Source organism: Pseudomonas viciae (assembly GCF_004786035.1).
GTDB classification, from domain to species: domain Bacteria; phylum Pseudomonadota; class Gammaproteobacteria; order Pseudomonadales; family Pseudomonadaceae; genus Aquipseudomonas; species Aquipseudomonas viciae.
Genome location: NZ_CP035088.1, coordinates 623,781 through 649,456, shown reverse-complemented (window position 1 = coordinate 649,456; position 25,676 = coordinate 623,781). Strand labels below are relative to the sequence as shown.

The following is a 25,676-nucleotide window of genomic DNA, read 5'->3' as shown; positions in this document are numbered from 1 at the left end:
CGGTGGACCAGTCGACATTAATGTTGAATGACCGTCCGCCTTCGCGAGCAAGCCCGCCCCCACATGGGGTCACCGCTTGGCTCAAGCCTTAATCAAAGGTAATCCCCTGCGCCAACGGCAGCTCCAGCGAGTAGTTCACGGTGTTGGTCTGGCGGCGCATGTAGCCACGCCAGGCGTCGGAGCCGGATTCGCGACCGCCGCCAGTTTCTTTCTCGCCGCCGAATGCGCCGCCGATTTCCGCGCCGCTCGGGCCGATGTTGACGTTGGCGATGCCGCAGTCGCTGCCCACCGCCGACATGAACTGCTCGGCCTCACGCACGTCGGTGGTGAAGATGCACGACGACAAGCCCTGGGGCACAGAATTGTTCAGTTGCAGGGCCTCGGCGAAGGTTTTGTAGCCGACCACGTACAAGATCGGCGCGAAGGTTTCGCTGCGCACGACGTCGCTCTGCTCCGGCATCTCGACGATGGCCGGGGACACGTAGTAAGCATTCGGGAACTGGTCTTCGAGCTGGCGCTTGCCACCAAACACCCGCCCGCCTTCGCTCAAGGCCTGCTCCAGCGCGTCCTGCATGTTGTCGAAGCTGTGCTTGTCGATCAGTGGCCCGACCAGGTTGCCCTCCAACGGATGGCCGATGCGCACTTTCGAATAGGCGGCCTTGAGGCGGGTGACGATTTCTTCCTTCACCGATTCATGGGCGATCAGCCGGCGCAGGGTGGTGCAACGTTGGCCGGCGGTGCCGACGGCACTGAACAGGATGGCGCGCACGGCCATGTCCAGGTCGGCGCTCGGGGCCAGGATCATGGCGTTGTTGCCGCCCAGCTCGAGGATGCTGCGGGCGAAACGCGCGGCGACTTTCGGCGCCACTTCACGGCCCATGCGGGTGCTGCCAGTGGCGCTGATCAACGCCACGCGCGGATCGTCCACCAGTGCTTCACCGGCATCACGGCCGCCGATGATCACTTGGCTCAGGTACGGCGGCGCATCGCTGAAGTTTTTCAGCACACGCTCGAACAGCGCCTGGCACGCCAGGGCGGTGAGCGGGGTCTTTTCCGACGGTTTCCAGATCACCGAATTGCCGCAGACCAGGGCCAGTGTGGTGTTCCAGGCCCAGACCGCGACGGGGAAGTTGAAGGCGCTGATCACCCCGACCACGCCCAGGGGATGCCAGGATTCACGCATGTGGTGGCCTGGGCGCTCGGAGGCAATGGTCAGGCCGTACAGCTGGCGGGACAGGCCGACGGCGAAATCGCAGATGTCGATCATCTCCTGCACTTCACCCAGGCCTTCCTGGGTGATCTTGCCGGCTTCCCACGACACCAATTCGCCGAGATCGGCCTTGTACTCGCGCAGCAGGTCGCCGAACTGACGCACCAGCTCGCCACGACGCGGGGCCGGCACCTGGCGCCACAGATCGAAAGCATGTTCGGCGCGGCTGACTTGTTGCTCGACCTCAGCGGCACCTTCCCAGTTCACGGCGCCAATGCGGCTGCCATCGATGGGTGAATGCACCGCTTGTGTGCCGTTCTGGTAAAGGGCCGGGCTGACGCCGAGACGATCAAGCAATGCAGCAACCATGGGGAGTTTCCTCAAACGAAAGACAAAGAATGGGCAGCCGGACGATCACGGCTGATCAGACCTGTAGTTGTAGCTGGCCTGAGTCTTGCCAACAAACGACCTTTAAGCGAGATATCATTCCGTTTATTCATGCTGCCTCCCTCTAGATAAGCAGAGCGACAAGAAATAAGGCCTCATCATGCTCAATAAACGCTATTTGCCGTCGATCACGGCGTTGCAGTGCTTCGAAGCGGTGACCCGTCACCTGAGCTTCACCCGCGCCGCCGAAGAGCTGAACCTGACCCAGAGTGCCGTCAGCAAACAGGTCGCGCAGCTGGAGGAATTGCTGCAGCACCTGTTGTTCCGGCGCGTGCGCCGACGCTTGCAACTGACACCGGCCGGGGATTTGTACTTGGGGGAGGTGCGAAAGATCCTTACGCAGGTGGAAATGTCCACCCACTACCTGCGCTCCTACGGCGGCGATACCGAAGTCCTGCGAGTGTCTACGCCACCGACCTTCGGCGCCCGCTGGCTGGTCCCACGCCTGAAGGGCTGGCGCCTGCGGCATCCGACGATTCATCTAGATCTGTGCAGCGAGCAGGAGGCCGATGACTTGCTGCAAGGGCGCAGCGACTTGGCGTTCTACTTCGGTCAAGGCTCGCGGGCCGGCACCGAATCACTGAAGCTGTTCGGCGAAGAACTGGTGCCGGTCTGCGCGCCGGGCAGCCTGCCGGACCAGCCCTTCACCGACCCGACCCAACTGGCCGACCTGGTGCTGCTGCAAAACGCCTCGCGCCCCCAGGCCTGGCACGACTGGTTCGACAGCCAGGGCTACCACACCGAACACAGCTACCACGGGCCGCGCTTCGAGACCTTCTACATGTGCATCCGTGCCGCCCAGGTCGGCTGCGGTGTCGCCCTGCTGCCGAAGTTCCTGGTGGAAGAAGAACTGGCCGACGGCAAACTGATCATCCCCTGGCAACACGCGATGCCCAGCACCAATGCTTATTACCTGGCCTACCCGGAACATTCGGCAGAGGTGCCCAAGGTACGACTTTTTGTGGAGTGGATGCTGGAACAGATCGATAGCTCTGACACGCCGTAGGAGCTGCCGAAGGTAAAACCACCCTCACAGAAGAAGAGTGACGAAAAATCGCTGGCAATACCCACCAAGGTTATGCGCCACTAGCCCCTTCACCACAAACCGCTGCACCCCGCTGCCCAGCGCAGCGGCCTGTCTGGAGATTCCCGTTATGAGCGAGAGTGTGTTTGCCGATCGCATCGTGCAGAACCTGCTCGACACCGACTTCTACAAGTTGACGATGATGCAGGCGGTGCTGCACAACTACCCCAACGTCGAAGTCGAATGGGAATTTCGCTGCCGCAACAGTGAAGACCTGCGCCCGTATCTGGCGGAAATCCGCTTCCAGATCGAACGCCTCGCCGAGCTGAACCTGAGCGCCGACCAGTTGAGCTTCCTGGAGCGCATCAGCTTCCTCAAGCCGGACTTCCTGCGCTTCCTCGGACTGTTTCGCTTCAACCTGCGCTACGTCCACACCGGCATCGACAACGGCGAGCTGTTTATCCGCCTGCGCGGGCCGTGGTTGCATGTGATTCTGTTCGAAGTGCCGTTGCTGGCGATTGTCAGCGAGGTGCGCAATCGCTATCGCTACCGTGAAATTGTCCTGGAACAGGCGCGGGAGCAGTTGTATCGCAAGTTCGACTGGCTGACCGCCAACGCCAGCACCGACGAATTGTCCGAATTGCAAGTCGCCGACTTCGGCACCCGTCGTCGGTTTTCTTACCGCGTCCAGGAAGAAGTCGTGAGCGTACTCAAGCACGACTTCCCCGGGCGCTTCGTCGGCACGAGCAATGTGCACCTGTCCCGAGAGCTGGCCATGAAGCCCCTGGGCACCATGGCCCATGAATGGATCATGGCTCACCAGCAACTGGGCCCGCGGCTGATCGACAGCCAGATCGCCGCCCTTGATTGCTGGGTGCGTGAGTACCGCGGCCTGCTGGGGATCGCGTTGACCGATTGCATCACCATGGACGCGTTCCTGAAGGACTTCGATCTGTTCTTCGCCAAGCTGTTCGACGGTTTGCGCCATGACTCCGGCGACCCGGTGATCTGGGCCGAAAAAGCCATTGCCCACTACCACAAGCTCGGCATCGACCCGATGAGCAAGACCCTGGTGTTCTCCGATAGCCTGACATTGCCCAAATGCCTGGAAATATTTCGGGCCTTGCGCGGTCGCATTAATGTGAGCTTCGGTATTGGCACCAACCTGACCTGTGATATTCCGGGTGTGGAGCCGATGAGCATCGTGCTTAAAATGATCAGTTGTGACGGGCAACCCGTGGCCAAGATTTCAGACGAGCCCGGCAAGACCCATTGCAAAGACCCGAATTTCGTCGCCTACATGCGACATGTTTTCCAAGTACCTGCCGCCCTTTCTGACACATCAAGCAAGGAGTGAATTCATGCAAGCCGTACAGCGTGAGATTGCTGAACAGCTCAAGGTCCAGCCACCGTTCGTCGATGACGCCGCTCTGAAGGCCGAAATCGCTCGCCGGGTGAGCTTTATCCAGGATTGCCTGGTCAACTCCGGACTCAAGACCCTCGTATTGGGCATCAGCGGCGGGGTCGATTCATTGACCGCCGGCCTGCTGGCCCAGCGTGCCATGCGCCAATTGCGGGAGGAAACCGGCAACGCGGCCTACAAGTTCATCGCCGTGCGCCTGCCGTACGAAACACAGTTCGACGAGCATGAAGCGCAAGCCTGTGTGGACTTCATCGACCCCGACGAACGCCATACCGTCAACATCGGCCCGGCGGTCAAGGCCTTGGCCGATCAAGTTGCGGCGTTTGAAGGCAAAGCAGCGCTCTCACGGGATTTCGTGCTGGGCAATACCAAGGCGCGGATGCGCATGGTGGCGCAATACACCATCGCGGGTACCGAGCAGGGCCTGGTGATCGGCACCGACCACGCGGCCGAAGCGGTGATGGGCTTCTTCACCAAGTTCGGCGACGGCGCCTGCGACCTGGCGCCGTTGAGCGGGCTGGTGAAAAACCAGGTCCGAGCCATCGCCCGTGACTTTGGCGCGCCGGAATCGCTGGTGGAAAAAATCCCCACCGCCGATCTCGAAGACCTGTCGCCAGGCAAGCCGGATGAAGCGTCCCACGGCGTGACCTATGCCGAGATCGATGCGTTCCTGCACGGCGAGCCGGTGCGGGACGAGGCATTCAGGATCATTTGCGAAACCTATCGCAAGACCGAGCACAAGCGAGTGATGCCGTACGCGCCGTGACTTCTGAGGTGCCTGGCCTGACGCCATCGCGAGCAAGCTCGCTCCCACAGGGGGTGTTTGTAGGCACAAAAAAGCGCCCTGAAACGGGCGCTTTTTTGTGCCTGGTAGGATTACTTCAGGGTAACAGTGCCTTTCATCATCGAGATGTGGCCCGGGAACGAGCAGAAGAAACCGTATTTTTCACCGGCAGCCAATTTCGACACGTCGAAGGTCACCGAATCGCTTTCCTTGGCACCAATGAGTTTGGTGTGGGCGATGATGCGAGCGTCACCGTCCTTGAGGTAGTTCTTGTCGATACCAGCGGCCAGGCCATCGGTGGCGATCGGCTGCATGTCCGCCTCTTTGCTCAGCACCCAGTTATGGCCCATGACGTTTTTCGGCAAGCTGCCCGAGTGCGTCAGCTCAACGGTGAACGTCTTGCAGCTCTTGTCGATCTCGATGGCCTTGGTGTTAAAGGACATCTGGTCGGTCGAGTCGATGGTGGTCTTGCACTCCGCTGCCATCAGTTGGCTGCTGGCCAGCGTCAACAGGGATACTGCAACAATTTTGGCAAACATCGTGAATCTCCAAGGCATGGTTAACAAAATTCCGTCAAAGGGGAAGACTGCCTGAATTTGAGACAAGTTCCTATGACCTGAATCAAAAATTGTATACAACTTAAGGCTATCAGCCTGATGGACACAATCAACCAGCCAGACGTATGACACCCCTCTATGATCGACTCCATCACCTCTCTGGAGCGCCCTTCATGAACGTCAACAGCCTGTTATGCAGCTTGCTCGCCGCCTACGCCTGCGGCGCCAGTGGCACCTACGAAAAACCCCAACGCGAGGTTTAATCGCTTTGCGCAACCAAGGCCAAGCTTTACTCTGGATCGGTTACCGATCATGGAGTAAAGCATGTCCATAGCGTCTGTTTGTGTATTTTGCGGCGCCAGCACCGGCACCCATCCAGCCTATCGAGAAGCGGCACAGGCCCTGGGACGAGCGTTGGCGGAACGAAAGCTGACCCTGGTCTACGGCGGTGGCGCCGTGGGCCTGATGGGCATCGTCGCCGATGCGGCCCTGGCGGCCGGCGGCGAGGTCATCGGCATCATCCCGCAAAGCCTCAAAGACAAGGAAATCGGCCACAGCGGCCTGACCCGCCTGGAGGTAGTGGATGGCATGCATGCGCGTAAGGCGCGCATGGCCGAACTCAGCGACGCCTTTATCGCCCTGCCCGGCGGCCTCGGCACACTGGAGGAGCTGTTCGAAGTCTGGACCTGGGGCCAGCTCGGTTACCACGGTAAACCGCTGGGTCTGCTGGAAGTGAACGGGTTCTACAGCCAACTCACCGGTTTTCTCGATCATATCGTCGGCGAGGGCTTCGTCCGCGCGCCGCATCGTGACATGCTGCAAGTGAGCGAGTCGCCCCACAGCCTGCTCGATGCGCTGGACGAGTGGCAACCGTCGGTGCAGCCAAAATGGGCCGAACAAAAACCCAGCTAACGGCTTGGCCCCAATACAGGGCAGAATACGCGCCGCTCAACCTCACCTTCGACCCCAGAGGATCGCCCATGGCTAAACCCAATTATTCCTTCGCCAAACGTCAGAGAGACTTGGCCAAGGAGCAGAAGAAAGAGGAAAAGCTTCAGCGCAAGAAAGCTACAGCTGAAGAAGAAGCAGCAGCACTGACCCCGGATACCGAAGGCGAAGTGACGGCAGAAGATGATGTTGATGCACCGAAAGACCAGGCGCCCGACGCCTGAGCCCCTCCGGGCCCGGTGATGTAATCCGGCCCCACGGTTTGTGTCCAGGGCCGGCAGCCTCGCTGCCGGCCCTCACAACCCCAGCGCTTTGATAATCGACTCGCGATAACCCCATGGCAGATTGACCGGCAACTGGCCCGGCTCGAACAGCCCGATTTCCTTGTGCTCATGACTGACCGTCGGCACAAAACCGCCCAACAACTGGCAGCGGTAAGTGGAAATGAAGACGTGCTTGCCGGGAATGACCTCGAACAAGTACGAATCCAGCGGTTCCCCCACACTCACCGCAACAGCCAGCTCCTCGTCGATTTCCCGGGCCAGGCATTGCGCCGCCGTTTCACCCAACTCGATCCGCCCGCCGGGCAACTCCCATTCATCCCGTTCGTTGAGCATCAGCACGACCAGACCTTCGGGGGATTGCAGCACGCCTTTGATGGAAACCGGGAACATGCACCTTCCTCATCAATTCAATACATACCCTGTGGGATCTGCTTACGATTCAAGCGGCATCACCGTCACCCGCACCTCGGGATCATGACTACCGCCCCCCAGGATCACCCCCCGCAGCGGCGACACATCGGAAAAATCCCGGCCCCAGGCCAGGGTGATGTGCTCCAGGGCCGGTTGCACGTTGTTGGTCGGGTCGAAGTCCACCCACCCCAGCACCGGGCAATACACAGAGACCCAGGCGTGGGACGCATCGGCGCCAATCAGCCGGGGCTGGCCGGGCGGTGGCTGGGTCAGCAGATAGCCACTGACGTAACGCGCCGCCAGCCCGCGAGAACGCACGCAGGCCAGCATCAGATGGGCAAAGTCCTGGCACACACCTCGCCGCCGCTCCAGCACTTCCACCAGCGGCGTCGCCACCTGGGTCGCTTCGGCGTCGAAGGTGAACTCCTCGAAAATCTTTTCCATCAGCGCCCGGACGCCAAGCATCAACGGGCGCCCCGGCGGGAAGCAACTTTCGGAAAACTCGACAAAGCTGCGCTTGAGGTGCACATAGGGCGACTCGAAACGGTAGCGGCAAGCGTCCAGCAACGGCGCGGCGAGCGGTCGGCTGCTGTAGGTCAACGCTTTACAGGTCGACTCCCAGGCGGGGGACAGGGTGAAATCCAGTTCAGGACGGGCCAGGACTTCGACGCTCAGGCGGGCATTGACCAACAACTCGTCATGGGGCCGCTCGAAGGCCAGGCGGGTCAGCGGGTTGCCGAACACATCCTGCTCATCGCGCCGGGTCGTCGGCTCCGGACTGATCAGCAACAGCTGCTCGGTGCAACGCTGCCAGTCACAGGGCCGCGGCCACAGGTGGGCAAGCTGCTGGGCCAGGGACACCGGGCTGTCGTAGTGGTAATGGGTATCGTGGAGAATCTGGTAGCGAGCGTTCATCAGACGGACACCGTGCGTTGGCTGACGTCATCGACGTGAGCGAAATGACGCAAGGCCAGGCGATCGGAAACCTGGCCACTGACATCGGCCACTTCCTGCAACAGATCGGCCAGCCCGTCGAGGGCTGCGCGCAGGCTGGCTTCGCCAAACAGTGGATTTTCCAGGCAGCGCAGATCAAAGCGTGACAGGCGCGTCACCAGTTCAGGCAGAGCAGTCTCCCGCGGCGCGCCAAAATCATCGTTCAGGCGCTTGAGGGTACGGGTCACCAATTTCAACTGGAAGAGCACCGCGTGGGGGTTCTGCTCGTCCAGCAGCAACAGGTCGAGCACCGGGATCAATTGCGCGACGGCCAGATAACGCGAGCGGTAGGTGATGCTGCTGTTGCCCAGTTCCAGCAACCACTCCAGGCCGGCCTGGTCGAACACCGCTTCACCGCGAAGGAACGCGGCCAAGCTGCTGCTGAGAAACTGCAGGCGCTCCAGGCGTCGGCCGATCATCAGGAAGCGCCAGCCCTCGTCACGGGTCATGTCGTCCAGGGCGAACCCGGACAACGCTGCCAGGGACATCACCAATCGGTTGAGGAAATCCAGCAGTTCGCCGAAATCCGGTTCCTCGGTTTCCAACTCCATGGCTTCGCGCTGCAACTCCACCAGCGCCTGCCAGTTTTCCCGGGAAAGCTTGCCGCGAACCTGCGAGGCCGCCCACTGCAAGCGTTGCAGGTTGGAGCGCAGGCTGAACGACCAGTCGTCCCCCAGCAACGCCGCCAGCAGACGCTCGGGCAATTCGCCCTCATCGGGCAGCAGCATCAAACTTTCACCCAGGGACACCGCCGATTGCAGGGCCAGCGGATCGTCGCCATCGACATAGCGCGCCAACATGATCCGCAGCAACCTCGCGCTGTCGTCGCAGCGCTCGCAGTAACGGCCGAACCAGAACAGGTTTTCCACCACCCGCGAAGGCAGGTACGGATCGCGCCGAACCAGATCGTGGACCCCTACGGTTCGCTGGGCCGTCCATTGTTCACCGCCGGGCGCCTGCTCCCCCAGCACCCAAGTGTCCTTGCTGGCGCCACCGCGTTGCATCGACACCACTTCGGCGTCAGCCTCGGCGGCCACGCGGGTCAAGCCACCCGACAGCACCCGGTAGTCGTCCTTCCCGGCCACGGCATACACGCGCATGCCAATGGCCCGAGGCTGGATGTGACCGTCTTCGGCCTGCCAGACCGGTGCCTGGGACAGTTGCGCCAACTCCTGGGCGACATAGGCGTAGGGCCTTGCCTGCATACGCGCCGCCAGTTGGCCGCGCTGCGCTTCGTTCAGGTCGCGACCGAACACCGGGCTGAAGCTTTGGGAGGGAAACGCCGGCTTGATCAACAGCTGGGGCAACTTTTCCAAGGCCTGGGCCAACACCGGCGGCTCACCGCACCACCAGGTGGCAATGGACGGCAGCATCAGCTCTTCACCGAACAGAAACTGGTTGATCTTCGGCAGGAATCCCAAGAGGCCTGGTGACTCCAGCACGCCGCTGCCCAGGGCATTGGCCACCAACACCCGGCCCTGGCGCACGGCCTCCAGCAACCCCGGCACGCCCAGGGCCGAATCGGTACGCAGCTCCAGCGGGTCGCAGAAATCATCGTCGAGCCGGCGCATGATCGCGTGGACCCGGCGCAGCCCGCTGAGGGTCTTGAGATAGACCGTAGCGTCCCGAACCGTCAGGTCGCCCCCTTCCACCAGCGGATAACCAAGCTGGCGCGCCAGGTAAAGATGCTCGAAATAACTTTCGTTGAACCGCCCTGGCGTCAACAGCACCACCAGCGGCGCCTCACCATCGCTGGGGGCTTGCCGCGCAAGGGTTTCCTGCAAGGTGCGGAAGAAACCGGACAGGTGTCGCACCCTCAGGTCGCGATACAGGTCGGGGAAGGCGCGGGAGACGATCATGCGGTTTTCCAGCGCATAACCCGCCCCGGAAGGCGCCTGGGTCCGGTCCGCCGTGACCCACCAGCGCCCATCAGGTGCGCGCGCCAGATCCACGGCATACAAATGCAGGAAGCTCCCGTCCGGCGGGGCGATGCCTTGGCAGGGCCAGAGGAAATTGTTGTGTCCGAATACCAGCTCCGCCGGCAACAGCCCTTCACTGATCAGCCGCTGCGGCCCGTACAGGTCGGCCAGCACCGCATTGAGCAGGCGTGCGCGCTGGGCGATCCCGGCCGACAGATGCTTCCATTCCTGGGCATCGATCACATGGGGCAGCAGGTCCAGCTCCCATGGCCGATCCGCCCCTTTCGGGTCCGCATAGACGTTATAAGTAACGCCGTTTTCCTGGATCTGCCGGGCCAGCAGCGCCTGGCGCTGAACCAGCTGGGCCGGCGTACTGCGCTGCAATTGGTCGAACAAGCGCCGCCAGTGCGGACGCACGGCGCCGTTGTCGTCCAGTAGTTCGTGATAGGTGCCCGTCGTCAGCGGGTAACGGTCAAGCAGGTCAGGCATGGAAAGCTCGGCAGACAGCAATGAACGGTCAGACTAGCGCAAGCAGATGACGCCCGGATAGTTGAAATATCCGGGTGTCGTGTAGGCGTTAAAAACGTCGCAGATCGAGAGTGAAGGGAAACTCGTCATCCATTGCCAGGTTGGGTATCGGAAGTTTCCCAGGCGTGTGTCCGATGCGGAAAAAACGCGCCATTCGCCGACTCTCCGCCTCGTTGGCATTCACCGGCAGGCTGTCGTAGTTACGCCCGCCCGGATGGGCCACATGGTACTGGCAACCGCCCACGGAGCGTTGCATCCAGGTGTCGAGCACATCGAAGACCAGCGGCGCATGGACCGGGATGGTCGGTTGCAGGCAGTTGGCCGGTTGCCAGGCGCGGAACCGCACCCCGGCGACGAACTCGCCGACCCGCCCGGTGGGTTGCAACGGTACCGGCACGCCATTGCACGTCAGCAGGTAGCGTTGCGGCGCCAGGCCGCTGAGCTTGACCTGCAAGCGCTCCAGGGATGAATCCACATAACGCACGGTGCCGCCCACCGCGCCCTCTTCCCCCAGCACATGCCAGGGTTCGAGGGCCTGGCGCAATTGCAACTCGATGCCACTGACCGCGTAATCGCCCACCTTGGGAAAGCGGAACTCCAGGTGCGCGGCGAACCACTCGGTCCGCAGCGGGTAGCCGGCAGCGTTCAGCTCCTCGATGACGTCGGCAAAATCCTGCTCGATAAAGTGTGGCAACAGGAAGCGGTCATGCAACTCGGTGCCCCATCGCGCCAGTTTCGCCGGTGCATAGGGCTCACGCCAGAACCGCGCCACCAGCGCCCGCAGCAACAGTTGCTGGGCCAGGCTCATGCGCGCGTGAGGCGGCATTTCGAAAGCGCGTAACTCCAACAGGCCCAGGCGCCCGGTGGCGCCGTCCGGCGAATAGAGTTTATCGATACAGAATTCGGCGCGATGGGTGTTGCCGGTCACGTCGATCAACAGGTTGCGCAACAGCCGGTCAACCAACCAGGGCGGGCATTCCTCACCGGGCTGAGGCATTTGCGCGAAAGCGATTTCCAGCTCATACAACGCGTCGTTGCGCGCCTCGTCCACCCGAGGTGCCTGGGAAGTCGGGCCGATGAACAATCCGGAAAACAGGTAGGACAATGACGGGTGGTTATGCCAGTAACTGATCAGACTGCGCAGCAGATCGGGACGCCGCAGGAACGGTGAGTCAGCCGGTGTCGCCCCCCCCAGTACGAAATGGTTTCCGCCGCCGGTGCCGGTGTGCCGACCGTCGATCATGAACTTCTCGGTGGTCAGTCGGGTTTGTCGCGCCTCTTCGTATAGAAATTCGGTGCGCTCGACCAGCTCATCCCAGGTCGCCGATGGCTGCACGTTGACCTCGATCACACCCGGATCGGGGGTGATGCGGAAATTGCTCAAGCGCGGATCGCTCGGCGGCTCATAGCCTTCCAACAGCACCGGGCATTGCAGCTCTTCGGCCGTCGCCTCGATGGCGCTGACCAGTTCCAGGTAATCCTCGACCCGCTCCAGTGGCGGCATGAACAGGTACAACCGGCCTTCCCGGGCCTCGGCACAGAAGGCGGTGCGCGTCAGCCAGTCCGCGGACTTATCGATCTGCGGAACACGATCCAGTTCGACGGCCGGCTCGCCATGACGCGCCAGTCGCTCGGTGTCGGGCAACTCGGGCAAATCCTGGTTCGGGTCGGTGGGATGGATAAACGGGTACTCGGCCGCCGTCACCCAAGGCTGGGACGCCAGTGGCAAGCGATAGCCCAGGGGCGAATCCCCCGGCACCAACCGGCAGTGGTTGTCCCGCAGGTACCACCGACCACTTTGCCATTGATCGCCCTTGGCGGTGCGCGCCAGCGGCAGGACCTGCCCGATCACTTTGTCCAGGCCCTGGCTGAAGACCTTGCGCAGGCGTGCCCGCTCCAGGGCGTCTTCCAGACGCGGATCCTCGGCCGTGACATTCGACGGCAACGCGCCTTCGCGCCAGAGGTAATAGAAATTGTCTTCGTAGGCCGGGAACACGAACCGCGCAGGAATGTTCAGGCGTTCGGCGACGCTCGTCAGAAAACGCCCCGCCAATTCGCCATCGGCGCCGTAGTCCTGCTGCTCGTCGGCGATCAATGCGCCGTTGTGCCAGATCGGCACCCCATCACGCCGCCAATAACAGTTGAGCGACCAGCGCGGCAGTTGCTCGCCCGGATACCACTTGCCCTGGCCGAAATGCACCAGCCCCTTGGGCGCGTAGTGACTGCGCATGCGCTGGAACAGCTCGGCGGAGAGCCGGCGCTTGTCCGGTCCAAGCGCGGCGGTGTTCCATTCGGCGCCGTCCGGGTCATCGATGGACACGAAGGTCGGTTCGCCGCCCATGGTCAGGCGCACGTCGCCCTCCAGCAGGTCGGCATCGATCTGGTGACCCAACGCCTGGATCGCCAGCCATTGTTCTTCGGTGTAAGGCTTGGTTACGCGAGGAGCTTCCCAGATCCGCTCCACGGACATTTCATGGCTGAACTCGCACTCGCAAGGCTCCACCAAGCCACTGATGGGCGCTGCAGAAGACGGATCGGGACTACAGGCCAATGGGATGTGTCCTTCGCCAGCGAACAACCCGGACGTCGCATCCAGGCCGATCCAGCCGGCACCGGGCAGGTATACCTCGCACCAGGCATGCAGGTCGGTAAAGTCCACCTCGGTTCCGGACGGGCCATCGAGGCTTTTCACATCGGCGGTCAACTGGATCAGGTAACCGGACACGAACCGCGCGGCCAGGCCGAGGTTGCGCAACAACTGCACCAACAGCCAGGCCGAGTCGCGGCAGGAGCCGGACGCGTGCTCCAAGGTGTGCTCCGGGGTCTGGACGCCGGGCTCCATGCGGATCAGGTAGTTGATGTCTTCGCTCAGGCGCTGGTTGAGCGCCACCAGAAAATCCACCGCCGGCAGCGGCGTGCGGTCGATGCCGTCCAGATAAGCCTGGAACTTCGGCGTCAGCGGCAGGGTTTCCAGATAAGGCGCCAACTCCTTGCGTTCATCGGCCGCGTAGGAGAACGGGATCTTTTCGGCGTAGGGCTCGAGGAAAAAATCGAACGGGTTGAACACCGCCATTTCCGCCAGCAGATCGACTTCGATCCGCAGCTCCCGGGTTTTCTCGGGAAACACCAGTCGCGCCAGATAATTGCCCTGGGGATCCTGCTGCCAGTTGATGAAATGTTGGTCGGGCGAAACCTTCAGCGCATACGAAAGAATGCGCGTGCGGCTATGGGCCGCCGGGCGCAGGCGAACGATCTGCGGGCCGAGTTCGACAGCGCGGTCGTAGCGGTAATGCGTGACGTGATGCAATGCGACATGGATCGACACAGCGTGCCTCCTGCGAGCCTGGGCGTTATCGAAAGCGGCGCAAGACTTATGCCATGCAGGCAGGCCGGACACTTTCTTCGTCTACATAGCGCAGTAGAGCACTAAAAACGCGCGATGCTCGCATTCGGGTGCAAAGCGGCGCACATAAATGTGGCACCGAGGTAGCGAATCGACTCAGCGGCGTGTGCGTTCAGCTTTGGCGGCCTGGATGATGAGCTCACGCTGGCGACGGATTTCTATCAGTTTGCTGCGCATTTCCCGATGGCGTTTGCTATTGAGCAGCAACAGCCCCAGCAGCGGCAGTAGCACAGCGAACAGGTAGACGCCTTGATGCGGTCGGTAGGCAAACATCGGCAACACCGCTGCCAGGCATAACAGGAAATAGCCGGCCACCCACCAGACCGCCCAGGCGCGCCCGCGAGCGATCATGAGGTTGCCCAAGACCAAAATGACCACCAGAGCCAAAGTGCCGAGCCCGACATAATCAACCCTGACGGAAGCCTCCAAGGCACGCCAGTAAGTCGTCCCAGCCAAGACGAGCAGCGTTGATCCTGAAAAGCACCCGAGCAGAATGGTGCCCATGAAAACCGGAAAATAGCGGGCAAGAAAGCTCTTCAGTGAGCCCCCGCCGATCACTCCGTGAACTCCTCGTACAGGCCGACGGCGACGGTTTTCACATGGCCGCCCCCTGTATAACTGCCGATAACGCCCAGAGCGCCACCCAGGGAGTCTTTAATCTGGGTCAGCGTAGCGTGCCTGATTTCCGCAGAAGAATAACGCTTGGGGACGGCCCCCGCTCGTTGCTGCAGCTTGAGCAATTTTGCGGTCAGGCTAGGGTCCTTCAGCGTCAACAGTTCCTTGGTTAACTTGCTTCGTTCCTGCCGGTTCAACCCCTTGAGCAACTGGTACCAGCTTTTTCCGGTGGCAGACGCTTTATTGGCCTTGAGCAGACGAACAGTCGTCAGGGCTGACCCGCCGACGCCCACCAGGGAAACCCCGTCAAGGACCGGGGATACGATGTTGTACCAGTCAGCGTCGTTCATCTCATCGTTGCCAGTCGGGTTGGTCAGCTCATTCGCCACCCGCATCCCGCCAATGACGCATTGCGCGGTACTGGCCGTCGCGGCAGCGGCGCCCAGGGCAACGACAAAGGCACTTGCCCCCGCCGTAAAGGGCACAGCGACGCTTCCACTGAACACCACCACCCAACCAATCACCGCGGCGACACAGGACAAGCCGGCGTTGGTTGCTTCAAGTCCAAGCTTGGACTCGCGCGGGCTGCTTTTTACCTGATCGATGAATTGCTGCGGCGCGATGTATTTTTTCGCCTCGCGCAAAATGATGCGCTTGGGCGCGATGCTGCAAATCGGCTTGAATTCGCGCAGGGTCACGACGTTGTATTCGGAATCGACATACACCACGCCCGCCCCGGCAATGCCTGGATCGGCGTCGATGGCCGCGAACAGGCGTGGCAGGTTGATCTGGCTTTCGATGCGTTTGCGGGCCATGAACTGGGAGAAGTTCAGGTCCATGCCGATGCCCGTTGAAGCGCTGCTCATATGAATCGTCCTTGAGAATCGGAGGGTGAGACTTTTATCCACACTGAACCCTGTGGCAAGGGAGCTTGCTCCCGCTGGGCTGCGAAGCAGCCCCAAACAAACCAATGCAATTTTCCCAGATAGACCGTGCCAGCCGGTTTACGATGGCTTCGCCGCCGAGCGGGAGCAAGCTCCCTCGCCACAAGGGCTATGCGGGCGCCACGATAACAAACGGCCAGCACCGCCGCTAGAAAGCAAAACGCCAGCACTCAGGCTGGCGTTTTACGTTGTCGCTCAAGGATCAGCGCGGCACGACAGGCTTGCGCGCCGGCTTCGGACCTTTGCCCTTGGCGGCATCCTTGCGTTCTTTGGCGGCCTGCTGGTTGCGGGCGAATGCCGCGGCCTTGGCTTGCTCGCGCTTGTCCCACGCGTTGCCGCCGTCGCTGGCGCGTGGTGGCAGGCCGGTGTGCTGGGTCAGGATCTTGGTGGTTTCCTTGCCCACCTTGTGGCTGCCGGCCGGTGTCGAGTTCTTGCGACGGGCGCTCTGGTAGCTGTCGGTGGCCGGCTGATGCAACGGGATCAACTGGTTCTTGCCCGGCCCGATCAGGTCGGCGCGGCCCATGCGGGTCAGCGCTTCGCGCAGCATCGGCCAGCCCTTGGGATCGTGATAACGCAAGAACGCCTTGTGCAGGCGGCGCTGCTCCTCGCTCTTGACGATGGTCACCGCGTCGCTCTTGTAGGTGACCTTGCGCAGCGGGTTCTTGCCCGAGTGGTACATGGCGGTGGCCGTGGCCATCGGCGACGGATAGAACGCCTGCACCTGGTCGGCCCGGAAACCGTTGCCCTTGAGCCACAACGCCAGGTTCATCATGTCTTCATCGGTGGTGCCCGGGTGGGCGGCGATGAAGTACGGAATCAGGTACTGCTCTTTCCCGGCTTCCTTGGTGTACTTCTCGAACATCCGCTTGAATTTGTCATAGCTGCCGATGCCCGGCTTCATCATCTGGTTGAGCGGACCTTCCTCGGTGTGCTCCGGGGCGATCTTCAGGTAACCGCCGACGTGGTGGGTCACCAGCTCCTTGACGTATTCCGGCGACTCGACCGCCAGGTCGTAACGCAGGCCGGAGGCGATCAGGATCTTCTTCACCCCAGGCAAGGCCCGGGCGCTGCGGTACAACTGGATCAGCGAAGAATGGTCGGTATTGAGGTTCGGGCAGATCCCAGGGAACACACAGGATGGCTTGCGGCACGCGGATTCGATTTCCGGGCTCTTGCAGGCGATGCGGTACATGTTCGCGGTCGGGCCGCCGAGGTCGGAAATAACGCCGGTGAAACCCGGAACCTTGTCGCGGATTTCTTCGATCTCGCGAATGATCGATTCTTCAGAGCGGTTCTGGATGATCCGGCCTTCGTGCTCGGTGATCGAGCAGAAGGTGCAGCCGCCAAAGCAGCCGCGCATGATGTTCACCGAAAAACGGATCATCTCGTAGGCCGGGATCTTTTCCTTGCCGTACGCTGGGTGCGGAACACGCGCGTAAGGCATGCCAAACACGTAGTCCATTTCCTCAGTGGTCATCGGAATGGGCGGCGGATTGAACCAGACATCGACGTCGCCATGCTTCTGCACCAAGGCACGGGCGTTGCCCGGATTGGTTTCAAGGTGAAGTACGCGGTTGGCGTGGGCGTACAGCACCGCGTCGCCGCGAACCTTTTCCACCGATGGCAGACGAATCACGGTTTTGTCGCGGGTCATCTTCGGGCTCGCCAGGATCTGCACGACCTTGGCTTCGCTCGGATCTTCAACCGGTCCCTTTTCCTGCTCGATAGCGCAAGCCTGGGTGTCCTGGGTGTTCACGTACGGGTTGATGATCTTGTCGACCTTGCCCGGACGGTCGATGCGCGTGGAATCGACTTCGTACCAGCCTTGCGGGGTGTCGCGGCGGATGAACGCCGTGCCGCGCACATCGGTGATGTCTTCGATCTTATGACCGTAGGACAGACGCTGGGCGACTTCGACAATCGCACGCTCGGCGTTGCCGTAGAGCAGGATGTCGGCGCAGGCGTCGATCAGGATCGAGTTACGCACCCGGTCCTGCCAGTAATCGTAATGCGCGATGCGGCGCAGGGACGCTTCGATGCCGCCGAGCACGATAGGCACGTGCTTGTAGGCTTCCTTACAGCGCTGGCTGTAGACCAGGCTCGCACGGTCCGGCCGCTTGCCCGCCAGACCACCGGGGGTATAGGCGTCATCGGAACGGATTTTCTTGTCGGCGGTGTAGCGGTTGATCATCGAGTCCATGTTGCCGGCCGCGACGCCGAAAAACAGGTTGGGCTCACCGAGCTTCATGAAATCGTCTTTGGACTGCCAGTTCGGCTGGGCGATGATCCCGACGCGAAAGCCCTGGGCTTCCAGCAGACGGCCGATGATCGCCATGCCGAATGACGGGTGATCGACGTAGGCATCACCGGTCACGATGATGATGTCGCATGAATCCCAGCCAAGCTGATCCATCTCCTCCCTGCTCATGGGCAGGAATGGCGCTGGGCCGAAACATTCGGCCCAGTACTTGGGATAGTCAAATAACGGCTTGGCTGCTTGCATGTCGATGACCGGTATAAAAGATGAAAAATCGCGGGCGCGGAATATAGCACAAAAATTAACCAATTCCGACGGCTATGGTCGGAAATTGCGCTCCCCCCTGTGGGAGCGGGCTTGCTCGCGAAGGCGGTGTGTCAGTCGACGCTGAGGTTGCCGGGCACACCGCTTTCGCGAGCAAGCCCGCACACGTTACTCGTCGTCATCAAAATTGTAGCTACCCGGCGCCAGGTTCTCGAATCGAGTGTATTTACCGATGAACGCCAGACGAATGAAGCCGATCGGGCCGTTCCGCTGCTTGCCGATGATGATCTCAGCGATGCCCTTGTGTTCCGTCTCGGGGTGATACACCTCGTCGCGGTACACGAACATGATGACGTCGGCGTCCTGCTCGATCGCTCCGGATTCCCGCAAGTCGGAGTTCACCGGGCGCTTGTTGGGGCGCTGTTCCAGGGAGCGGTTCAACTGGGAAAGCGCCACCACCGGGCAGTTGAATTCCTTGGCCAGGGCCTTGAGGGAACGAGAGATTTCAGAAATCTCGTTGGTCCGGTTGTCGCCGCTGGAGCCTGGGATCTGCATCAATTGCAGGTAGTCGATCATGATCAGCCCGACCTCACCGTGCTCACGCACCAGGCGCCGGGTTCGGGCACGCATTTCCGACGGGCTGATACCCGCCGTATCGTCGATGAACAGCTTGCGATCATTGAGCAGGTTGACCGCTGAAGTCAGGCGCGGCCAATCGTCGTCTTCCAGCTGGCCGGAACGAACCTTGGTCTGATCGATACGCCCCAGGGACGAGAGCATACGCATGATCAGCGATTCGCCTGGCATCTCGAGGGAGTACACCAGGACCGCCTTGTCACTGCGCAACACGGCGTTTTCCACCAGGTTCATCGCAAAGGTGGTTTTACCCATGGACGGACGGCCGGCGACGATGATCAGGTCGGATGGCTGCAGGCCGCTGGTCTTCTCGTCGAGGTCGGTGTAGCCGGTGGACAGGCCGGTGATGGCATTGTCGGTGTTGAACAAGGTGTCGATGCGGTCGATGGCCTTGGTCAGCAGGTCGTTGACGCTGACCGGGCCGCCGGTTTTCGGCCGGGCCTCGGCGATCTGAAAGATCTGCCGTTCGGCTTCATCGAGGATCTCGGCAGCGGTGCGGCCTTCCGGGTTGAAGGCGCTGTCGGCGATTTCGGTGCTGATGCCGATCAATTGGCGCAAGGTCGCCCGCTCGCGCACGATCTGGGCATAGGCCTTGATGTTGGCGACCGACGGCGTGTTTTTGGCCAATTCGCCCAGGTAACCGAGACCGCCGACCTGGGATGTCTGACCTTCCTTGTCCAATTGCTCGGACAGGGTCACGACGTCGATCGGCATGTTCTGATCGGCCAACTTGGCGATCGCACGGAAAATCAGGCGGTGGTCATGTCGATAGAAATCGCCGTCGGAAACTTGATCGAGCACCCGCTCCCAGGCGTTGTTGTCCAGCATCAGGCCACCGAGCACGGCCTGTTCGGCCTCGATGGAATGCGGAGGCACCTTCAGGGCAGCGGTTTGCAGATCGTATTGCTCTGGAGCGGTGATTTCGTTCATGGCCACTTGATTCTTTGGGAAACCCAGGGGGTTATGAAAATCAGCAATTGCAGAAAGACAAAGGGCACGACCTGTAAACAGGATCGTGCCCGATGTTACCGGCTAGCACCCGAGGGTGCCAACCGACAGGTGTTGCTTAGGCTGCTACCACGACAACGCGTACGGTGGCTTCAACTTCGGCGTGCAGGTGCACGGCTACGTCGAATTCGCCTACGTTGCGGATGGTGCCGTTCGGCAGACGAACTTCGCTTTTCGACACTTCAACGCCGGAGGCGGTCAGTGCGTCAGCGATGTCGTGAGTACCGATCGAACCGAACAGCTTGCCTTCGTCGCCAGCGGTGGCAGTGATGGTCACTTCCAGCTCGGCCAGTTGGGCAGCACGGCTTTCAGCCGAGGTCTTACGGTCTGCTGCGGCTTTTTCCAGCTCAGCGCGACGCTCTTCGAACGCAGCCAGGTTGGCAGCGGTCGCAGCGGTGGCTTTGCCGTAAGGCAGCAGGTAGTTACGACCGTAACCGGCCTTAACGTTTACTTTGTCACCCAGGTTGCCCAGGTTGGTGACTTTTTCCAGAAGGATCAGTTGCATGTGAAAATCCTCTAACTTTTAACCTTCACCGTTCGCGTTGTCGGCGTCTTTCGGCGCCATACGACCGCGAAAATCAATCAGGCTGTCGACGATGGCCAAGACCACCAGCAACGGATAGATCAGTTGCATGAACAGCAACAACGTGACGTACAACCCCACCAGCCAGAACCTGGCCAGTCGTTTTTGCCCCACCAGCCCGTGCATCAGGGCCAGCGCGGCGAATACCAGCGGTACACTGCACAGCGGCGTAAGCATGGCCATCTGCGGACCGAAGTTCGGCCCCAGAAGCATGCCCGCCAGCAGCAACATCGCCAGCCCAAACGGGAATCGGATGGCGCGAAACTCGCGACCAAAACCACCCGGGTTGTACAACAACGCCTGCCAGTAGCGCCCGACAATCAGGCTCAGCACACTGACGATTTGCAACAAGGCCGCAATCAGGCCGGTCAGGACCGGTGCGATCAGGGACGCGAAACGCGCCTGCTCCTCTACCGACATCTGCTGGTAGAGATCACCGAGGGCCTCGGGCAGGATTTTTATCAAAGCCTGCGACAGCATCTCGATCTGGAGCGCAAAAGCCACCCCGAGCACCACTGAAAACACCACTCCCATCGCTATGCTGACCAGCAGCACGCGGTTCCAGGATTCGCTGGCGCGCAACACCAACGCCAGCGCCGAAGACCCCAGCAGCACCATGAGTGCCCGCGGGTCAGCGGAATACAACCACCAGAACAAGGCTGGCAGCAGTCCCAGAGCAAGAACGCCCAAGGCGTCCTTCAATCCGCGCCGCAGGAGTACAAGACTCACCGCGGCAGCACCCAACCAATACAACAACGGCAATGCCGCGCATCCAGCCACTACCAGAGTGGCCTGCATACGGCCGCGCATAATGAACTCAGCTATGGCGCGCATGCATTCAATCCTTTGCTACGTATCGACTGCCCGGTCTCAGCGGCCGTGGCTGTCGGTGTAGGCCAGCAGGGCCAGGAAGCGGGCGCGCTTGATAGCGGTGGCCAGCTGACGCTGATAACGAGCTTTGGTACCGGTGATGCGGCTTGGAACGATTTTGCCGGTCTCGGATACGTAGGCTTTCAGAGTGTTGAGATCTTTGTAATCGATCTCTTTCACGTCTTCAGCGGTGAAGCGGCAGAATTTACGACGACGGAAGAAACGTGCCATGTGATTGGCTCCTTAAAAGGTCCGTGGATTACTCGTCAGCGTTATCGCTGTTGTCGCTGTCGCTATCGCTGTCATCGCCATCGGCGCTGTCAGAGTGCTCAGGACGGTCGCGACGCTCACGGCGCTCACTGCGGTTTTCTTCAGCCTTGAGCATCTCGGATTGGCCGGTAACGGCTTCTTCGCGACGGATGACCAGGTTACGGATCACTGCATCGTTGTAGCGGAAGTTGTCTTCCAGCTCGGCCAGGGCCTTGCCGGTGCACTCAACGTTCAGCATCACGTAGTGAGCCTTGTGAACATTGTTGATTGCGTAGGCCAGTTGACGACGGCCCCAATCTTCCAGACGGTGGATTTTGCCGCCGTCTTCTTCGATCAGCTTGGTGTAACGCTCAACCATGCCGCCGACTTGCTCGCTTTGATCCGGGTGGACCAAAAAGATGATTTCGTAATGACGCATGAATGCTCCTTACGGGTTGTAGCCTGCCGCTCAAAAACGGTCAGACAAGGAGTGAATGACACTTATGGACTTGTGGACGCTAGACACATAAGTGCCTGCCATCACAGCAAGGGGCGCAATTGTAGAGAAGGGCCGAGGGCGGCGCAAGGTGATTGGTGATTATTTGAACAACAACCAGTCTTCATCCATACACAAAAACCAATGTGGGAGCGGGCTTGCTCGCGAATGCGGTCCGACATTCAACAAATAGGTTGAATGACACTGCGCTTTCGCGAGCAAGCCCGCTCCCACATTTGACTTGCGTCCGGCTTAAGGCTTCTTGGCGGTAGTCTTGACGCTACGCTGGCGCAGCGCCTCGAACAGGCACACACCCGTCGCGACTGAGACATTGAGACTGCTGACGCTACCAGCCATCGGCAGCTTGACCAGGTAGTCGCAATGCTCGCGGGTCAGGCGGCGCATGCCCTTGCCTTCGGCGCCCATGATCAGGATGGTCGGGCCAGTCAGGTCCTGGTCATAAATGCTGACCTCAGCCTCGCCCGCCGTGCCCACGACCCACAGGCCGCGCTGCTGGAGTTTTTCCAGGGTGCGCGCCAGGTTGGTCACGGCCACCAGCGGAATCACTTCCGCCGCGCCGCAGGCAACCTTACGCACCACTGGCGTCAAGGTTGCCGACTTGTCTTTAGGCACGATCACCGCCAACGCACCGGCGGCATCCGCCGAACGCAGGCAGGCGCCGAGGTTGTGCGGGTCGGTCACGCCATCGAGCACCAGCAACAAAGGCGCGCCTTCGGTGCGATCGAGCAGTTCGTCGAGCATTGCTTCGCCCCAGACCTGGCTCGGGCTGACCTCGGCCACGACGCCCTGGTGCACGCCCTCAACCCAGGCGTCCATCTCCCGCCGTTCGGCCTGGCCGACCGCAACACGGCTTTCGTTGGCCAACTCGACCAGGGTCTGGACTCGCGGATCGCTACGACCCTCCGCCAACCAGATCTGCTTGACCCGCTTGGGATGATGACGCAGCAACGCTTCCACGGCATGCACGCCGTAGATTTTTTCCAACTGACTCATGACTTGGCCTTGGGTTTACGCGCCCCGCCGCTTTTGGCGGGGGCCGAGCCCGCTTTGGGCGGGCCTTTACGGTGTTTGCTCGGTTTGCTGGTCGCGCTGTCCGGGGCCGACCTTCCGGTCTTTCCCCCAGACGCCGCTTTACCACCGCTCTTGGCTTCGGCGAGCAACGCCTGCTTCATCTCACGGCTTTTGCGCAACTCGGCGTTTTTCGCCGCCGCATCGCTTGGGCGATAGGCCTCGACGGCTTTTTCCTTGGCCGGACCGCGACGCCCGGACTTGGACGACGCAGGCTCGGCGGCGGTCTTGGCCGCAGGCGCAGCGGTTTCGCTACCACGTTTTTTGCGGCCAATCGGCGCACTGATGGTTTTTTCCGCCATCTCGAAATCGATCTTGCGCTCGTCGAGATCGACGCGCATCACCCGCACTTCGACGGTATCGCCAAGACGGAAGCTGCGACCGGTGCGCTCGCCTGCCAGGCGATGATGCACAGGGTCGAAGTGGTAGTAATCGCCCGGCAGCGCAGTGACATGCACCAGGCCTTCGACGTAGATATCGGTCAGCTCGACGAACAGGCCGAAACCGGTCACGGCAGTGATCACACCCGGGAACGACTCACCGACGCGATCCTTCATGTATTCGCACTTGAGCCAGTTCACCACGTCGCGAGTCGCTTCGTCGGCACGCCGCTCGCTCATCGAGCACTGCTCGCCGAGCTGCTCCAGGGCTGCCTCGTCGTACGGATAGATGCGCGCCTTGGGAATACTCATCGCACCAGCACGCTTGACGTGCGGGGTGTTCGCCTTCGAATGGATCACACTGCGGATCGCCCGGTGCGTGAGCAGGTCGGGGTAGCGGCGGATCGGCGAAGTGAAGTGGGTGTAGGCTTCGTAATTCAGGCCGAAGTGGCCCTGGTTATCGGCGCTGTACACCGCCTGGCTCAGCGAGCGCAGCATGACGGTCTGGATCAGGTGGAAATCCGGACGATCCTTGATACTGGCCAGCAAGGCCTGGTAATCCTTGGGCGACGGACCGTCCTTGCCTTTGTGCAGGGACAGGCCAAGTTCACCGAGGAACGCCCGCAGTTTTTCCAGGCGCTCCGGCGGCGGGCCGTCGTGGACCCGGTACAACGCAGGGATTTCGTGTTTCTTCAGGAACTCGGCAGTGGCCACGTTGGCCGCCAGCATGCATTCCTCGATCAGTTTATGCGCGTCGTTACGAATGGTCGGACGGATTTCAGCGATTTTGCGCTCGGTACCGAAGATGATCCGGGTTTCCTGGGTTTCGAAATCGATCGCACCACGCACATGACGCGCCCCCAGCAGCACCTTGTACAGCGAATAGAGCTGTTTGAGGTGCGGCACCACATCGGTGTATTCGCCGCGCAGCTTGCGCGACTCGGCCAGTTTTGGCGTCTCCAGCATCGCGCTGACCTTGTTGTAGGTCAGACGGGCGTGAGAATGGATCACCGCCTCGTAGAAGCAGTAGTCGGTCATTTCGCCGGATTTGGAGATGCTCATCTCACAAACCATGGCCAAGCGATCGACGTGGGGGTTGAGCGAGCACAGCCCGTTGGACAGTTGCTCTGGCAGCATTGGCACGACGCGCTCGGGGAAATACACCGAGTTGCCACGCACCTGGGCTTCGGCGTCCAGCGCCGAGCCGAGCTTCACGTAACTGGAGACGTCGGCGATCGCCACGTACAACTTCCAGCCGCCGGAGAACAGGCGCAGCTTGCCAGGCTTGGCTTCGCAGTAGACCGCATCGTCGAAGTCCCGGGCGTCTTCGCCGTCGATGGTGACGAACGGCAGGTGACGCAGGTCGATGCGCTTCTCTTTGTCTTTCTCTTCAACTTCCGGCTTGAGCTTGGCGGCTTCTTTGAGCACCGCTTCAGGCCATACGTGCGGGATGTCATAAGTACGCAGGGCGACATCGATTTCCATGCCCGGCGCCATGTAGTTGCCGACCACTTCCACCACATCGCCTTGCGGCTGGAAGCGCGGGGTTGGCCAGTGGGTGATCTTCACCTCGACGAACTGACCGACCTTGGCGTTGGCGTTACGCCCCGGAGTGACCAACACTTCTTGCTGGATCTTCGGGTTGTCCGCGACGACAAAGCCGATGCCGCCTTCTTCGAAGTAACGGCCGACAATGCTTTCGTGGGCACGGGACACCACTTCGACGATCACGCCTTCACGACGACCACGGCGGTCCAGGCCGGACACGCGGGCCAGGGCCCGGTCACCGTCGAACACCAAGCGCATTTGCGCCGGGCTCATGAACAGGTCATCACTGCCATCGTCCGGGATCAGGAAGCCGAAGCCGTCACGGTGGCCGGCGATGCGACCCAGGATCAGGTCGAGCTTGTCCACGGGAGCATAGGTGCCGCGCCGGGTGTAGATCAGCTGTGCGTCGCGCTCCATGGCGCGCAGACGGCGGCGCAGGGCCTCGAGCTGGTCTTCGGTGGTCAGACCGAACTCTTCGACCAGTTGCTCGCGGCTAGCAGGCGAACCCCGATCGGCGAGATGCGCCAGGATCAGTTCGCGGCTAGGAATAGGGTTTTCATATTTTTCCGCTTCACGAGCGGCCTCGGGATCGAGGGACTGCCAATCGGCCATTAGAGAGTTTTCACCTTGTCTATATGCGGGTTAGTTTGGCATAGGCTTAATGAAACGGGAAATTTCAAGCACGCGATGTCTTTTCTAAAGTCTTTTGCGCCACCTTTTGAAGCCCGAAAAAGCACCGCTCGTGAAATTTAGCGGTTTTTTTGCCGTGAGGGGTTTACAGTTAAAAACACGCTCCGTATAGTGCG

General features: G+C 61.1%; 21 protein-coding genes. 5 read left to right on the top strand and 16 right to left on the bottom strand.

Annotated elements, in window-relative coordinates:
* Window positions 1–88: 88 nt before the first annotated feature.
* Entirely contained in the window at window positions 89–1,579 is a 1,491-nt protein-coding gene (gene amaB / locus EPZ47_RS02860) for an L-piperidine-6-carboxylate dehydrogenase (protein WP_135843445.1), read from the bottom strand.
* A 178-nt stretch (window positions 1,580–1,757) separates the two neighbouring features.
* On the opposite strand from amaB, the gene EPZ47_RS02855 reads away from it, so the two are divergent.
* The 3 genes from EPZ47_RS02855 to nadE all read left to right on the top strand — a co-directional run bounded on the left by EPZ47_RS02855 (window position 1,758) and on the right by nadE (window position 4,870).
* A complete protein-coding gene (locus EPZ47_RS02855; protein ID WP_135843444.1) occupies window positions 1,758–2,663 on the top strand; it encodes a LysR family transcriptional regulator in 906 nt (301 codons plus the stop codon).
* Window positions 2,664–2,811: 148 nt separating this feature from the next.
* Window positions 2,812–4,038, top strand: coding sequence for a nicotinate phosphoribosyltransferase (pncB, locus tag EPZ47_RS02850; protein WP_135843443.1), 1,227 nt, complete (start codon window positions 2,812–2,814; stop codon window positions 4,036–4,038).
* A gap of 4 nt (window positions 4,039–4,042) precedes the next feature.
* Complete coding sequence (gene nadE, locus EPZ47_RS02845) at window positions 4,043–4,870, top strand: ammonia-dependent NAD(+) synthetase (RefSeq protein ID WP_135843442.1); 828 nt, start codon at window positions 4,043–4,045, stop codon at window positions 4,868–4,870.
* A 110-nt stretch (window positions 4,871–4,980) separates the two neighbouring features.
* On the opposite strand, the gene azu is transcribed toward nadE, so the two are convergent.
* On the bottom strand, window positions 4,981–5,427 hold the full coding sequence (gene azu, locus EPZ47_RS02840; protein ID WP_135843441.1) for an azurin: 447 nt from the start codon (window positions 5,425–5,427) through the stop codon (window positions 4,981–4,983).
* A 342-nt stretch (window positions 5,428–5,769) separates the two neighbouring features.
* Here azu and EPZ47_RS02835 point away from each other — a divergent pair, with 342 nt between their 5' ends.
* Both EPZ47_RS02835 and EPZ47_RS02830 read left to right on the top strand, forming a co-directional pair.
* Window positions 5,770–6,357 carry an LOG family protein gene (locus tag EPZ47_RS02835; RefSeq protein WP_135843440.1) on the top strand — a complete coding sequence of 196 codons (588 nt, stop codon included), beginning with the start codon at window positions 5,770–5,772 and terminating at the stop codon, window positions 6,355–6,357.
* Window positions 6,358–6,425: 68 nt separating this feature from the next.
* Window positions 6,426–6,617, top strand: coding sequence for a hypothetical protein (locus tag EPZ47_RS02830; protein ID WP_135843439.1), 192 nt, complete (start codon window positions 6,426–6,428; stop codon window positions 6,615–6,617).
* A gap of 72 nt (window positions 6,618–6,689) precedes the next feature.
* Here EPZ47_RS02830 and EPZ47_RS02825 read toward each other — a convergent pair whose 3' ends face one another.
* The 14 genes from EPZ47_RS02825 to rnr all read right to left on the bottom strand — a co-directional run bounded on the left by EPZ47_RS02825 (window position 6,690) and on the right by rnr (window position 25,482).
* On the bottom strand, window positions 6,690–7,067 hold the full coding sequence (locus EPZ47_RS02825) for an NUDIX hydrolase (RefSeq protein ID WP_135843438.1): 378 nt from the start codon (window positions 7,065–7,067) through the stop codon (window positions 6,690–6,692).
* 42 nt (window positions 7,068–7,109) lie between these two features.
* Window positions 7,110–8,003 (bottom strand): transglutaminase family protein, encoded by an 894-nt coding sequence (locus EPZ47_RS02820; protein WP_135843437.1) that lies wholly within the window; start codon window positions 8,001–8,003, stop codon window positions 7,110–7,112.
* Entirely contained in the window at window positions 8,003–10,489 is a 2,487-nt protein-coding gene (locus tag EPZ47_RS02815; RefSeq protein WP_135843436.1) for a circularly permuted type 2 ATP-grasp protein, read from the bottom strand. Before EPZ47_RS02815 ends, EPZ47_RS02820 begins: the two co-directional genes overlap by 1 nt.
* An 88-nt stretch (window positions 10,490–10,577) precedes the next feature.
* Window positions 10,578–13,853 carry a transglutaminase family protein gene (locus EPZ47_RS02810; protein ID WP_135843435.1) on the bottom strand — a complete coding sequence of 1,092 codons (3,276 nt, stop codon included), beginning with the start codon at window positions 13,851–13,853 and terminating at the stop codon, window positions 10,578–10,580.
* 174 nt (window positions 13,854–14,027) lie between these two features.
* Window positions 14,028–14,489: a hypothetical protein gene (locus EPZ47_RS02805; protein WP_135843434.1), complete on the bottom strand. Its 462-nt coding sequence runs from the start codon at window positions 14,487–14,489 to the stop codon at window positions 14,028–14,030.
* Window positions 14,486–15,412 (bottom strand): Ssp4 family T6SS effector, encoded by a 927-nt coding sequence (locus EPZ47_RS02800; RefSeq protein WP_135843433.1) that lies wholly within the window; start codon window positions 15,410–15,412, stop codon window positions 14,486–14,488. Before EPZ47_RS02800 ends, EPZ47_RS02805 begins: the two co-directional genes overlap by 4 nt.
* 280 nt (window positions 15,413–15,692) lie before the next feature.
* Entirely contained in the window at window positions 15,693–17,993 is a 2,301-nt protein-coding gene (locus EPZ47_RS02790) for a YgiQ family radical SAM protein (RefSeq protein ID WP_135843432.1), read from the bottom strand.
* 186 nt (window positions 17,994–18,179) lie between these two features.
* Window positions 18,180–19,577 carry a replicative DNA helicase gene (dnaB, locus tag EPZ47_RS02785; protein WP_135843431.1) on the bottom strand — a complete coding sequence of 466 codons (1,398 nt, stop codon included), beginning with the start codon at window positions 19,575–19,577 and terminating at the stop codon, window positions 18,180–18,182.
* 136 nt (window positions 19,578–19,713) lie between these two features.
* The gene (rplI, locus tag EPZ47_RS02780; protein ID WP_047227319.1) at window positions 19,714–20,160 is read right to left on the bottom strand and encodes a 50S ribosomal protein L9; all 447 of its coding nucleotides are present in this window, start codon (window positions 20,158–20,160) and stop codon (window positions 19,714–19,716) included.
* A gap of 18 nt (window positions 20,161–20,178) precedes the next feature.
* Window positions 20,179–21,072, bottom strand: coding sequence for a hypothetical protein (locus EPZ47_RS02775; protein WP_135843430.1), 894 nt, complete (start codon window positions 21,070–21,072; stop codon window positions 20,179–20,181).
* A gap of 36 nt (window positions 21,073–21,108) precedes the next feature.
* Window positions 21,109–21,339, bottom strand: a complete 231-nt coding sequence (gene rpsR / locus EPZ47_RS02770) for a 30S ribosomal protein S18 (protein WP_002551829.1) — start codon at window positions 21,337–21,339, stop codon at window positions 21,109–21,111.
* A 28-nt stretch (window positions 21,340–21,367) separates the two neighbouring features.
* Complete coding sequence (gene rpsF / locus EPZ47_RS02765; RefSeq protein WP_003186395.1) at window positions 21,368–21,796, bottom strand: 30S ribosomal protein S6; 429 nt, start codon at window positions 21,794–21,796, stop codon at window positions 21,368–21,370.
* A gap of 309 nt (window positions 21,797–22,105) precedes the next feature.
* Window positions 22,106–22,867: a 23S rRNA (guanosine(2251)-2'-O)-methyltransferase RlmB gene (gene rlmB, locus EPZ47_RS02755; RefSeq protein WP_135843429.1), complete on the bottom strand. Its 762-nt coding sequence runs from the start codon at window positions 22,865–22,867 to the stop codon at window positions 22,106–22,108.
* Window positions 22,864–25,482 carry a ribonuclease R gene (gene rnr / locus EPZ47_RS02750; RefSeq protein WP_135843428.1) on the bottom strand — a complete coding sequence of 873 codons (2,619 nt, stop codon included), beginning with the start codon at window positions 25,480–25,482 and terminating at the stop codon, window positions 22,864–22,866. Before rnr ends, rlmB begins: the two co-directional genes overlap by 4 nt.
* Between the last annotated feature and the right edge of the window lie 194 nt (window positions 25,483–25,676).